At 55.6% G+C, this 11972-nt stretch carries 13 protein-coding genes; 4 read left to right on the forward strand and 9 right to left on the reverse strand.

Annotation, left to right across the window (positions count from 1 at the left end):
• The first annotated feature begins 59 nt into the window (after positions 1-59).
• Positions 60-1229 (forward strand): class I adenylate-forming enzyme family protein, encoded by a 1170-nt coding sequence (locus DS901_RS00850; RefSeq protein ID WP_113775030.1) that lies wholly within the window; start codon positions 60-62, stop codon positions 1227-1229.
• Complete coding sequence (locus tag DS901_RS00855) at positions 1229-2323, forward strand: thiolase family protein (RefSeq protein ID WP_113775031.1); 1095 nt, start codon at positions 1229-1231, stop codon at positions 2321-2323. Before DS901_RS00850 ends, DS901_RS00855 begins: the two co-directional genes overlap by 1 nt.
• Here the strand turns inward: DS901_RS00855 and DS901_RS00860 are convergent.
• The 4 genes from DS901_RS00860 to DS901_RS00875 are packed head-to-tail and all read right to left on the reverse strand — an operon-like array spanning position 2320 to position 4883.
• Entirely contained in the window at positions 2320-2997 is a 678-nt protein-coding gene (locus tag DS901_RS00860) for a nitroreductase (protein ID WP_113775032.1), read from the reverse strand. The genes DS901_RS00855 and DS901_RS00860 overlap by 4 nt on opposite strands.
• Positions 2987-3541, reverse strand: coding sequence for a biotin transporter BioY (locus DS901_RS00865; RefSeq protein ID WP_113775033.1), 555 nt, complete (start codon positions 3539-3541; stop codon positions 2987-2989). The genes DS901_RS00860 and DS901_RS00865 overlap by 11 nt, the downstream gene beginning before the upstream one ends.
• On the reverse strand, positions 3542-4156 hold the full coding sequence (locus DS901_RS00870) for an energy-coupling factor transporter transmembrane component T family protein (RefSeq protein ID WP_113775034.1): 615 nt from the start codon (positions 4154-4156) through the stop codon (positions 3542-3544).
• Positions 4131-4883 (reverse strand): energy-coupling factor ABC transporter ATP-binding protein, encoded by a 753-nt coding sequence (locus DS901_RS00875; protein ID WP_113775035.1) that lies wholly within the window; start codon positions 4881-4883, stop codon positions 4131-4133. Before DS901_RS00875 ends, DS901_RS00870 begins: the two co-directional genes overlap by 26 nt.
• Positions 4884-5044: 161 nt before the next feature.
• On the opposite strand from DS901_RS00875, the gene DS901_RS00880 reads away from it, so the two are divergent.
• Positions 5045-5440 (forward strand): hypothetical protein, encoded by a 396-nt coding sequence (locus DS901_RS00880; protein ID WP_113775036.1) that lies wholly within the window; start codon positions 5045-5047, stop codon positions 5438-5440.
• Positions 5441-5511: 71 nt separating this feature from the next.
• Here the strand turns inward: DS901_RS00880 and DS901_RS00885 are convergent, their stop codons facing one another.
• The 5 genes from DS901_RS00885 to DS901_RS00905 form a co-directional block, all read right to left on the reverse strand.
• The gene (locus DS901_RS00885; protein WP_113775037.1) at positions 5512-6438 is read right to left on the reverse strand and encodes an electron transfer flavoprotein subunit alpha/FixB family protein; all 927 of its coding nucleotides are present in this window, start codon (positions 6436-6438) and stop codon (positions 5512-5514) included.
• Positions 6438-7196, reverse strand: coding sequence for an electron transfer flavoprotein subunit beta/FixA family protein (locus DS901_RS00890; RefSeq protein WP_113775038.1), 759 nt, complete (start codon positions 7194-7196; stop codon positions 6438-6440). Before DS901_RS00890 ends, DS901_RS00885 begins: the two co-directional genes overlap by 1 nt.
• Positions 7197-7668: 472 nt before the next feature.
• Positions 7669-8241, reverse strand: a complete 573-nt coding sequence (locus tag DS901_RS00895) for a cob(I)yrinic acid a,c-diamide adenosyltransferase (RefSeq protein WP_113775039.1) — start codon at positions 8239-8241, stop codon at positions 7669-7671.
• A gap of 3 nt (positions 8242-8244) precedes the next feature.
• A complete protein-coding gene (locus DS901_RS00900; protein WP_113775040.1) occupies positions 8245-8451 on the reverse strand; it encodes a twin transmembrane helix small protein in 207 nt (68 codons plus the stop codon).
• Positions 8452-8493: 42 nt separating this feature from the next.
• Positions 8494-9321, reverse strand: coding sequence for an SDR family NAD(P)-dependent oxidoreductase (locus tag DS901_RS00905; RefSeq protein WP_113775041.1), 828 nt, complete (start codon positions 9319-9321; stop codon positions 8494-8496).
• 94 nt (positions 9322-9415) lie between these two features.
• Between DS901_RS00905 and DS901_RS00910 the strand changes: the two genes are divergently transcribed.
• Positions 9416-11722 carry a DNA topoisomerase IV subunit A gene (locus tag DS901_RS00910; RefSeq protein WP_113775042.1) on the forward strand — a complete coding sequence of 769 codons (2307 nt, stop codon included), beginning with the start codon at positions 9416-9418 and terminating at the stop codon, positions 11720-11722.
• Positions 11723-11972 lie beyond the last annotated feature (250 nt).

Consider the following 11972-nt stretch of genomic DNA (forward strand, 5'->3'; position numbering starts at 1 on the left):
GCGATTGTAGCCTGTTTGCGTTCCATCACGCCGCGTGAAGGTGTAAAGATGCGGTTAACATGACGCAGCACCCCACCTTTTCGCTTCACGCTAGCAGCACCGTCCTAACACCGGACGTGCCGGGCCTTGGCGTGCTTGTGGATTGTCTGCGTGAACGGTGCGGGTTTATGGCGCGGCAATCGACACTGCCTCCAATCACGCCCAGTCATGATGCCCAGCAATGGGTGCTTTGTACGACGTCTGGGACAAGTGGCCAGCCCAAAATCATTCGACGCAACCCGCTGTCATGGACGCAAAGCTTTGCGATTACTGCGGATCATTTTGGGGTTGGGTCAGACGACATTTACGCGACTTTCGGGTCGTTGGGGCATTCATTGAGCCTATACGCAAGCGTCGAGGCGCTTTGCCTTGGTGCGGATATATGCGGCTTGGCGCGAATCTCGCCAAAGCGGCAAGCGTTGGAGATCGCTGCAATGGGTGTGACGGTTATTTATGCCACGCCAACGCAATTGAGATTATGGCTGAAAGGAGCAGCGCAAGCGCAGATCACATCATTCCCAAAGCTGTGCTTTGTGTTTTGCGGTGGCGGGGCGTTGTCTGAAAAGGTGAAAAGCGCTGTGCATGCCATCTGCCCGCAGGCCCAGATCATAACGTTCTTCGGCGCGAGCGAAACAAGCTTTATGACCATCGCGGATAGTCAAACACCGGTCGGTTCGGTTGGGCGGGCCTATCCGGATGTGCAAATGCGGATTGATGCGCCGCAAGGTGAAGTGGGTGAGATTTGGGTGGCGAGCCCTTATCTTTTTGATGGTTACGCCAGCGGGGATCACGAAGACACGCAATGGGATGGCCCGTTTTTGAGCATCGGTGAGATGGGACATTTGGATGCGCAGGGCAACTTGTTCCTAAGGGGGCGTAAGAACCGGATGATCACGGTTGCTGACGTCAACGTCTTTCCCGAGGATATCGAACGCTGTGTTTCACAGCTAGAATCGGTGCACGATTGCGCAGTTGTGTCTGAACCGGATGAAACGCGGGGGAATCGGTTGATTTGTTTTGTGGCGTATCACGGCGCACCACTGTTACCCGCCGAGGTGCAGGCCCATTGCAGAGAAACCTTGGGGCAGTATTGCGTGCCGAAAGAGGTGCGCGCGATTGCGCAGATGCCTTTGCTTGCTGCGGGCAAGCCTGACTTGGCGCGGTTGCGCACTATGGCCGTCGCGGGTTGATGTCGCGCTCGTATCTTATCGCTGCTCGGCGCAGCCCAATCGCACCTCGGAGTGGGGCCTTTGCCGCATTGTCTTTTGCCGATTTAGCGCAGCCCGTATTGCAACAAATCTTGGCCGATGCAGGATTGGCCCCCGCCGAAGTCGATGAATTGATCGTGTCCAATGCGCTTGGCGCTGGCGGGAACCCCGCGCGGGTCATTGGGTTGCAGGCCGGGTTGCCTGATCGGGTCGCGGGGCTATCGATTGACCGCCAATGCGCGGGCGGTATGGATGCGCTGTTGATCGCGGATGCGATGATCCGGTCGGGTCAGCACGATGTGGTGATCGCTGGCGGTGTCGAAAGCTATTCGCGTCGTCCGTTGAGATCGCGTACATTTGCGGATGGGCGCCCGCCCGAAGCTTACGACCAAGCACCGTTCACTCCTTGGCCTGACCGCGATCCGGATATGGCAGAGGCGGCGCAAGCATTGGCGCAGGCATGGGGGATTTCAAAGGCGGATCAAGACGCTTGGGCGATCCAGAGCCACGCGCGCACGCAGGCGACCAAGCATCCTGAAATAGTCCCAATTTCTGGCGTTATGCGTGATCCGTTCACGCGTCAATTGACCCAGCGCCTTTGTGACAAGGCACCCGTTGTGACGGGCACAATTACGGCGGCAAACATGGCTGTCGCAGCCGACGGGGCGGCATTTGTTGTCATGGTGTCTGAACGTTGGGTCGCGCAGCGACGCGCGGTTGCGTTTGCCGCGGGGCGGACGGTTGGTGGGGATCCTAAAGTGCCCGGCACCGCACCGATTGCCGCGATAGAGGCAACTTTGGCGCAGGCCCGCCTTTCGGTCGCTGATATCCAATGCGCCGAGATCATGGAGGCTTTTGCCGTGCAGGCAATCGCCTGCCAACAAGGCGCGAAATTGCCGCTTGAGATCGTCAACACTGGCGGTGGCGCATTGGCGTGGGGGCACCCGGTTGGGGCGTCAGGGGCCGTTATGGCCGCGCGTTTATATCATCAGCTTGGGCAGACTGGCGGCGCTGGCATCGCGGCGATCGCGGCAGCTGGCGGGATCGGCTCGGCGATTGTGTTGCGCGCTGATTAGTCAAAACCGTCAAATGTTGTGAACGCATCCAACGAAAGCCGTTCTGTGCGGAATTGGTTCACTGGGGCGCTTTGGTCGGCCACGCCGACGGCGATTCCGCAGACCACCAATTCATCCTCTGACAACCCCATATGATCATGCGCGATACGCCCATAATTTGCGATCGCACCGATCCCCGTGGCACCTAATCCCGCATCTTCAGCCGCCAATAAAAACGTCATAATCGCCATACCAAGATCCATGAAGCAGCCTTTGCCCATGGTGCGGTCGATGGTCACGATAACGCCGACGGGGGCATCAAAGAACCGGTAGTTTTTTGCAAATTGCGCCCGGCGGCCTGGAACATCACGGCGCGCGATGCCAAGTGCTTCGTAGAGCGCAAACCCGGCCTTGCGTTGCCGATCCTTGAGCGCAGGTGTCATCATTTCTGGAAAGTAGGAGTATTCCAGATCGGCAGGCGTACCTTGTGCATTTGCCGCGAGCAATCGTTCGGAAAGCACGGCCAGTGGCGCGCCAGTCAGCACATGAAACTTGCCTGGTTGTAGGTTTGCGCCGCTTGGCGCTTGGCGCGCGGCTTGGCACAGCCGTTCAAGTGTGGGGCGGTCAACCGGGTCTTGGGTAAAGGCCCGAACCGACCGCCGCCGTGCTAATATGTCGTCAAAATCAGTGGGCATCGACACGGGAAAGCACGCTTGCGGGGCGCGCTGTGGCCAGTGCAGATGTCAGCATCGCTGCGATCCCTGCTTTCAGCAGATCACCGGGCACATAGACGAGCGCGATTTTTGCGGCTTCAATCAGTGTTTTATCAAGCATCACAGACATGCCGATGATCCCAAACACATACATGACAACGATGCCGCCCAGCACCGAGGCAACGCCTGCAACAATCAGCAAAGGTGCGGTACGCCATTTTTCAACGATCAACCCAATGACGAATGCGGCGATGGGCCAGCCGATCAAGAATCCAACTGTCGGCGATGCAAACACGCCTAAGCCGCCGCGTCCGCCTGACAAAAGCGGCAGGCCGATAGCAACCAAGAGCACGAACAAGAGCACCGCAAGCGTACCGCGCTTTGCGCCCAAAACGGTGCCGCACAGCATAACGCCCAGTGTTTGCGCTGTGATTGGCACCCCAAAACCAAGCGATACAGGCGGGATTAGCCCCAGTGCGGCGATCAGGGCCGCGAACAGCGCGATAAGTGTGACATTCTTTTCCATTTAGCTATCCTTTAATGCGTCGAAACCGCCGCGTGCGCGCAGGGCCTCTGCGACTTGGTCCGCGTCATCTAACGCGATTATGGTGAAAGGTAAAATGATCCGCCAACCCGCGCGTCGGTGCGACCGGGCAGACCAAGCCTCAGACAGGCGCGTGCCCTTTTCCACAAGCACAGGGGTCAGCCGGATCACCATCGCGATGGCAAGTTCCAGCACATTGGCGCGTAGTCCAAACCGGGCCAACGGCTTTGTCAGGACGCGGATGACATCAATCATATCTGTCAGTTTGGTGGTCATCGTCACAAGATTAGCCAGTGCCACAGCCGACAACATCCTTAAAATAATGGTCGCGCCCGTTGCGCCGTCATGTGTCCAAAGGTGCCAGACCGCAATGACGATGATAAACGGGGCCAGCACGCGCAAATGACGTATGCTGGCGACGAAAAACGCGCGGCCCGGAAGCGCAGACAGCGATAGCACCCCGACAAAGACGGTCGCATGCAGAGCGAGATTTTGGATCAAAAACAGCCCACATGTCGCGGCGCATAGCCCTGCGAGCTTGGCACCGGCGGGCCAGCCATGTGCGCGGGTCTTAATCGGAGAGGTCAGAGATATCATCAGATCCCCCCAAGGCAGTCATCCGCGCGATGTAGGCGGGCAATACCTCTGCAGCCGCGCCAACTTGAGCGATTTCGCCTTGTTCAAGCCAGATCACCTGATCGTATCCGGCCAAATCATCCGGATCGTGAGAGATGTGGATGACGCCCCCAGCATAGCGCGCAAGATACCGGTTCAGTTGCGCCTTAGTCGGGATATCGAGGCCCGAGAAGGGCTCATCTAGAATGATTGCCTTGGGTGACATCGCGGTGATGGCCATCAGGCACACCAAGTGTTTTTGCCCTTGTGACAGCGTGTTGATATAGGCGCCTGCCCAATGTGCTTTGCCAAAATTGGTGAGCGTGTCTTGGGTCATTGCGGCGGCGGCATCTTTGGTCGCCCCAAGCTGGCGAAGCCCAAAACTGATTTCCTCATCTACGGTCGGAAAAATAATTTGGTGGTCGGGGTTCTGGAACAGAATGCCGATCTGCTTCAACGCGGCTTTGCGGTCTTTGAATAGGTCGTGCCCGCCCACCAGAGCATTGCCCGCGGTTGGTGCAGCCAGTCCCGCAATCACCCGCGCAAGCGTGGATTTTCCGGACCCGTTACGCCCGACGACACCCACGCGGGCAGCGGTTGTTTGCAACGTAATATTCGAAAGAATCACCTTACCGCCGACAGCATAGGACAGGTCACTCAGCGCGATGTCATTTGCGCGCGTGGTGCTTTTTGTCTGAAGGCCGTCCATTCTCTTTGCGCCCCGCGTCAGGTTTGCGATTGGGTAATGGATAACGGGAAGGGGGGCAAGATGACGAACAGTCATCTAGAGTGCGCTTCTGTGGCCACAGTTCCATGGCACATGATTTGAGACGCGCTATAATGGCAAGGGCGCGAATGGAGGCACTATAAATGTACATACGATTTGTGCGCCAAAACATTGTTGATGGTATAGCAGCAAGGGAAGGCTTCTTTTGCGCGGCCTATGAATTACGTGATACCGTTGGAGTCGATCAGCATACCTTTACGTATCTCAACACCCTTCTCGGTTGGTTTTACCATAATTTGCAGACGCCTGATCGTTTTAATCGATCAACGTCGAAGGGAAACTACAGGCGCAATGCGATGGGGCTAAGCTGGTTCAAACCTGACGCAAAGGACATGATTGCGAAAGCCTTTGAATTAGTTGCCTTGCTAGAAGAAAACGGACACAGGATTGAGATCATTAAGAGCCATCGTATTGGCTACATTGTTTTCGAAGATCAGCACCAAGTCGTCGCCGAACCATTCGCGGACACGCCGCGTTGACTTTGTTTCCTTACAACGAAAAAGGGCCCGCTTTTTCAAGCAGGCCCTTTAAACGGGTTGTGTAAGATCGCTTACAGTTTTTCTGTCAGCTCTGGAACCGCGTCGAACAGGTCTGCGACTAAACCGTAATCGGCGACTTGGAAGATCGGTGCTTCTTCGTCTTTGTTGATAGCGACGATGATCTTACTGTCTTTCATACCGGCAAGGTGCTGGATCGCACCCGAGATACCGATTGCGACGTAAAGATCAGGGGCAACAACCTTGCCTGTTTGACCAACCTGCCAATCGTTCGGGGCATAGCCACTGTCGACAGCTGCGCGTGATGCGCCGACGGCGGCACCCAGTTTGTCTGCCAGCTTTTCGATCAAGGCAAAGTCGTCTTCGGAGCCAACACCGCGACCGCCAGACACAACAACACCCGCGGATGTCAGTTCCGGGCGATCTGATTCCGCAACCTTGTCTTCGACCCATTCGGACAGGGCCGGATCGGCGGCGGCACCGACTGTTTCAACAGCGGCAGACCCACCCATACCAGCGGCATCAAAGCCAGCGGTCCGGATTGTCATCACTTTGGTCGCGTCAGCAGATTTGACGGTCTGGATAGCGTTACCTGCATAGATTGGGCGCTCAAATGTATCAGCGTCCACGACGGCGGTGATTTCAGAGATAACCATCACATCAAGCAATGCCGCAACGCGGGGCATGATGTTTTTCGCGTCAGTTGTGCCGGGCGCAACGATGTGGCTGTAGTCGCCAGCAAGCGAAACAATCAAATCTGCGGTTGGTTCGGCCAGTCGGTGGTTCAAAGACGCATCTTCGGCACAAAGTACCTTAGCAACGCCATCGATTTTTGCGGCCTCATCAGCCGCAGCTTGTGCGGTTGCACCGGCGCAAAGCACGGTAACATCACCCAAAGCGGTCGCAGCGGTCACTGCTTTTGCAGTCGCGTCAACCGCCAACGTGCCGTCGGTGACTTCGGCAAGGAGTAGAACAGCCATTATACAGCCCCCGCTTCTTTGAGTTTCTCGACCAGTTCATCCACTGATCCAACGATGATCCCAGCCTGACGTGATGCAGGCTCGGTTGTGCTGACCACTGCAAGACGCGGTGTCGCATCAACGCCGTAGTCGGCAGGTGTTTTCTCATCAAGCGGCTTTTTCTTCGCCTTCATGATGTTGGGCAGCGACGCATAGCGCGGTTCGTTCAGGCGCAAGTCGACGCTGATGATGGTTGGCGTTTTGACTTTGATTGTTTGCAACCCGCCGTCAACTTCGCGTGTGACCACGGCGCTGTCACCGTCCAAGTTCACTTCGGAGGCGAATGTCGCTTGTGACCAGCCCAGCAACGCAGACAACATTTGACCTGTGGCGTTCATGTCGTTGTCGATGGCTTGCTTGCCGCAAAGCACGAGACCTGGCTCTTCTTCTTTGACGATCGCAGCAAGGATTTTCGCAACAGCCAAAGGTTCGATATCTTGGTGCACGTCATCAGCTGCAATCACCAAAATCGCACGATCAGCGCCCATAGCCAAAGCGGTGCGCAATGTTTCTTGCGCTTGTTTTACGCCGATAGAAACAGCGATGACTTCTTCCACTTTGCCCGCTTCGCGCAGGCGAATGGCTTCTTCGACGGCGATTTCATCGAATGGGTTCATGGACATTTTGACATTTGCGAGATCGACGCCTGTGCCGTCCGCTTTGACGCGAACCTTCACATTGTAGTCGATCACGCGCTTGACGGGTACGATGACCTTCATCTGCGTTTTTCTCCTAAGAAAATTGATCGTAGTTATTCTCGTGACAGTGTTAGCGAGTCGTAACAGGTGACAACAGTGTAAAATCGACGCGGTAAGGGGCTAGGACGTCACGTTCTTGACGTTTGCGTCAGCTAGACGGGGCCGTACATCGGTCAAAAAGGCCAAATCAACGGGTGTTTTTGAGCGCTGCATTTTCGGGATGGAAAATGTGAATAGGCTTTAACGTATTGTTATAATTTTAAAATATAAGAAATTACGCGTAATTTCGTCAACGCGCACCTGTGAGGTTTCGATCTAGGGGCGCTGTTGTGACGATGTGCGCGGTAAACGGCGAGTCAAAAAAACTGGCTCTATCGGACACCTTCAATCTGGTATTAGAAGAATTCCTTATTTGCGTCAAAAATCGCCGATACTCGTGCAATGTATTGATCATCGTGCTGTGCGCGTAGGGTGGATCTTGATCCACCGCACCTTAGCGGTTTGCGCCCGGCACCCATAGCACGTCTTGTTTACCGTTGGCATTCGCAATCCGGCTGGCTTGAAAAAACCAATCTGACACGCGGTTCAGATATTTCACTGCAACAGGGTTCACGTCGTCGGTGCACGCCAGTTCAACAACCAACCGTTCGGCCCTGCGTGACACCGTTCGGCATAGGTGCAGATGCGCGGCAAGCGCCGATCCGCCCGGTAGAACGAAGCTGCGCAACGGATCAACCTGCGTGGTCATTGTGTCGATTTCGATCTCTAGGCGGCTTACTTGTGCGCCGGACATCCGCAGCGGCGGGTGGTCTGCGTCGGCGTCTTTATCCATATCGGGCCGACACAGGTCTGCGCCCAAATCAAACAGATCGTTCTGGATCATCTCCAGTTGTGCATCCATTTCACCGGTTGCATGCAAGCGCGCTAATCCGACGGTTGCGTTTGTTTCATCAACGGTGCCGTAGGCGTTCACGCGCAGATCATGTTTCGCAACCCGGCTGCCGTTTCCCAGTGCGGTTTCACCTGCATCGCCGGATTTCGTGTAGATTTTGTTTAAGACAACCATGGATCAGCCTCCTGAGCTGCGAAGATACGCAAACGCGACGATCAGCACGACCGCAAAGAACTGCGCCCCGATCCGCCAGCGCATGATCCGATTTGCGTGTTTGCGGTTAAATTCCCCCCCTTTGGCAAAGGTGCCGATGCCAAACATGAGAATCGCCAGAACGGCGAACGCCGAAATTGCTGCAATCCAAAAAAACGGGTCATTTGCCATAGGTGTCATCCTTTTCGGGTTCGGTTCCCTGCGATGTAGCGGTTAGCCGCGTAAAATCAATGCGTCCAACCACCGCGTCGGCAAGATACGCCGCAACGCGCCCATAAGATAGGTCGGCGTTGTCACATAGTAGCGCGGCTTGGGCCGTTTTGCTGTTAGAGCATGCAAGAGTTTCTTAGTCACAGCGGATGGCGGCAGCTCAAACTGATCTGGGCCGCTGTCGGTATAAAGCCGTGACAATATGTCTTTATATTCGTCAACACGCGCTGATTTTTCCCAATCAACCCATTTTTCGAAATGCGGGATCGCGTTTTGGCGGATGTCAGAGGTGATCGGGCCGGGTTCGATCAAGATCACCTTAATCGGGGTGTTGTGCATCTCAACGCGCAACACATCGGTCAGCCCTTCAAGCGCGAATTTCGTCGAAACATATGCGCCGCGCCATTTCATACCCACCAGCCCAAGCACAGATGAACAATTGATGATCCGCCCATGCCCTTGGGCGCGCATCACGGGAATCACTTGGCGGGTTAGCGCGTGATAGCCAAACACATTAACTTCATAGATGTCGCGCAGCGCCCCGGTTGGCAGGTCCTCCAGCGCGCCAGGGCAAGCGAATGCGCCGTTATTATAAAGCGCATCTAACGTGCCGCCTGTGGCCGCCAAGACATCTGCCAGCCCTGCGGTGATGCTGGCCTCATCGGCGTAATCAATCAGCGGGCTCTCAAAACCTTCGGCAATCATCCGGTCGCAGTCTTTTTGTTGGCGGCAGCTTGCAAAAACCCGCCATCCCGCTGCGCGCAACCCATGTGCTGCGTCATAGCCGATGCCGCTTGAGCAGCCAGTGATAAGGATTGTTTTCTGTGTCATAGCGCATATGTGCCGGGTTCGCAGTAAGGTCACAAGCACCTGCAAAGAGTTTCTAAGCTTTACGTGGCAAAATCGCAGGGCTAAACCAAACCCTATGACTGATCAGACCAGCGACCCGGCTATGGGCCCCATCGACACGACCGAAACTTTGCGCAAGGCCATTGGTGACCGCTACCTGACCTATGCGCTGTCGACAATTATGCACCGGGCCTTGCCGGACGCACGTGACGGGCTGAAGCCAGTTCACCGTCGGATTCTATATGCCATGAGCCGCCTCCGCCTGTCTCCGACTGGCGGGTTCTTGAAGTCTGCCAAAATCAGCGGCGACACGATGGGTGATTTCCACCCGCACGGCGATGCCGCGATCTATGATGCGATGGCGCGTTTGGCCCAAGATTTCAACGTCCGCTACCCGCTGGTCGATGGGCAGGGGAACTTTGGGAATATTGACGGCGATAACCCCGCCGCGTCGCGGTACACAGAGGCGCGGATGACCGCCGCTGCAGAGGCGTTGCTTGAAGGTCTTTCCGAAGATTCGGTCGATTTTCGCGACAACTATGATGGGCGCCTGACCGAACCTGCCGTGCTGCCTGCGACATTTCCCAACCTTTTGGCAAACGGTTCGACGGGTATTGCGGTGGGGATGGCGACCAATATCCCGCCCCATAATTTGCATGAATTGATCGAAGCCTGCCTGCACCTGATCAAAACACCTGACGCGCGTGACGATACATTGCTCAACTATATTCCCGGCCCGGATTTTCCGACCGGCGGTGTTATCGTTGAACCCGAAGAAAACATCGCAACCGCTTATCGCACCGGGCGCGGTGCGTTCCGTCTGCGTGCCAAGTGGGAGGTCGAAGACCTTGGCCGTGGTACATGGCAGATCGTTGTCACTGAAATCCCCTATCAGGTGCAGAAGTCGAAATTGATCGAAAAGCTGGCCGAAGTGATCCAGTTAAAGAAAGTACCGTTGCTTGCGGATGTGCGCGATGAATCCGCTGATGATATTCGCATCGTGCTGGAGCCGCGCGCCAAAACCGTCGACCCAGAAGTCATGATGGGCATGCTGTTCCGCAATTCCGACCTTGAAACCCGGTTTAGCCTAAACATGAACGTGTTGATTGACGGGGTGACGCCGAAAGTTTGTTCACTCAAAGAAGTGTTGCGCGCTTTCCTTGATCACCGGCGCGAGGTGCTGGCCCGCCGTAGCCAGTACCGTCTTGAAAAGATCGATCACCGGCTTGAGGTTTTGGAAGGGTTTATCATTGCCTTTCTGCATTTGGACCGCGTGATCGACATTATCCGGTATGACGATGACCCCAAAAAGGCGCTGATCGCAGAAGATTGGGCCAAGACCCATGTGCGCGCGACGTCAGAGGCAGACTACAAATCGCCCACGGGTCTTGATCCTGAGGTTTCGCTGACCGAAACCCAAGCCGAAGCCATTTTGAACATGCGTTTGCGCAGTTTGCGCCGCCTAGAAGAAATGGAACTGGTCGCGGAACGGGACGCCTTGCGCGCCGAACGCGCGGGGATCGAAGAATTGCTCGCCAGCGATGATTTGCAGTGGGCCAAGATCGCAGAACAGCTACGCGAAACCCGCAAGACTTTTGGGCGCGATAGTATTGGCGGTGCGCGACGTACGCAATTTGGCGCGGCTACTGAAATTATTGATGTGCCGCTTGAGGCGATGATCGACAAAGAACCGATCACTGTCGTCTGTTCCAAAATGGGATGGATCCGCGCGATGACTGGGCACATTGATCTGACCCGCGAGTTGAAATTCAAAGATGGCGACGGCCCGCAGTTTATCTTCCACGCCGAAACCACCGACCGCCTGTTGGTGTTCGGTGCGAATGGTCGTTTTTATACAGTGTCAGCTGCGAACCTGCCCGGCGGGCGTGGTATGGGGGAACCCCTGCGTTTGATGGTTGATCTGCCGAACGAAGCTGAAATCATTGATATTTTGATCCATAAGCCGGGCGCAAAGCTGCTGCTTGCATCGAGCGAAGGTAACGGGTTTGTTGTTCCCGAAGACGATGTCGTCGCGCAAACCAAGACCGGTAAACAAGTGCTAAACGTCGCGAGCGGCACAGCAAGTGTTTGCAAACGTATCGACGGTGATTTTGTTGCGGTGGTCGGCGAAAACCGCAAGGTGCTGGTGTTCCCGCTAGATGAATTGCCTGAAATGGGGCGAGGCAAAGGCGTTCGGCTACAAAAATACAAAGACGGTGGCATGTCCGATGCGACGACATTTACGCGGGCCGAAGGACTTAACTGGCTTGACCCTGCGGGGCGGACGCGCACCGAAACGGAATTGGCTGAATGGACTGGCAAACGGGCCAGCGCTGGACGGATGGCGCCACGTGGGTTCCCGCGCGACAATAAATTCAACTAGGTCATCGGTGCAGATCAATCACGATTGGGGCGCCGCCAAATTGGAATGCCGTCAGAAAACGCGGCAAGTTTCCTATGCAATTTTTCGGTATGATTGGCTGGGGTATAGCATGAATGCCCCGGCATTTGAAATTCAACGATATTGGGTTGATTTCTGGGCCGATTCCAAATACATCGCCCGCGATGTTGGACCGGGCCACAATGGCCCCACAAAATTAAGGGCCCTGTGAAATGGCTAAGGAAAAGTTTGA

Origin of the sequence: Loktanella sp. D2R18 (genome assembly GCF_003318235.1) — a bacterium.
Classification (GTDB): domain Bacteria; phylum Pseudomonadota; class Alphaproteobacteria; order Rhodobacterales; family Rhodobacteraceae; genus Yoonia.

Bases quoted from the DNA above. Each gene is read 5' to 3' on its own strand.
- DS901_RS00850 (WP_113775030.1), top strand. From the start codon at position 60: ATGACGCAGCACCCCACCTTTTCGCTTCACGCTAGCAGCACCGTCCTA.
- DS901_RS00855 (WP_113775031.1), top strand. From the start codon at position 1,229: ATGTCGCGCTCGTATCTTATCGCTGCTCGGCGCAGCCCAATCGCACCT.
- DS901_RS00860 (WP_113775032.1), bottom strand. From the start codon at position 2,997: ATGCCCACTGATTTTGACGACATATTAGCACGGCGGCGGTCGGTTCGG.
- DS901_RS00865 (WP_113775033.1), bottom strand. From the start codon at position 3,541: ATGGAAAAGAATGTCACACTTATCGCGCTGTTCGCGGCCCTGATCGCC.
- DS901_RS00870 (WP_113775034.1), bottom strand. From the start codon at position 4,156: ATGATATCTCTGACCTCTCCGATTAAGACCCGCGCACATGGCTGGCCC.
- DS901_RS00875 (WP_113775035.1), bottom strand. From the start codon at position 4,883: ATGGACGGCCTTCAGACAAAAAGCACCACGCGCGCAAATGACATCGCG.
- DS901_RS00880 (WP_113775036.1), top strand. From the start codon at position 5,045: ATGTACATACGATTTGTGCGCCAAAACATTGTTGATGGTATAGCAGCA.
- DS901_RS00885 (WP_113775037.1), bottom strand. From the start codon at position 6,438: ATGGCTGTTCTACTCCTTGCCGAAGTCACCGACGGCACGTTGGCGGTT.
- DS901_RS00890 (WP_113775038.1), bottom strand. From the start codon at position 7,196: ATGAAGGTCATCGTACCCGTCAAGCGCGTGATCGACTACAATGTGAAG.
- DS901_RS00895 (WP_113775039.1), bottom strand. From the start codon at position 8,241: ATGGTTGTCTTAAACAAAATCTACACGAAATCCGGCGATGCAGGTGAA.
- DS901_RS00900 (WP_113775040.1), bottom strand. From the start codon at position 8,451: ATGGCAAATGACCCGTTTTTTTGGATTGCAGCAATTTCGGCGTTCGCC.
- DS901_RS00905 (WP_113775041.1), bottom strand. From the start codon at position 9,321: ATGACACAGAAAACAATCCTTATCACTGGCTGCTCAAGCGGCATCGGC.
- DS901_RS00910 (WP_113775042.1), top strand. From the start codon at position 9,416: ATGACTGATCAGACCAGCGACCCGGCTATGGGCCCCATCGACACGACC.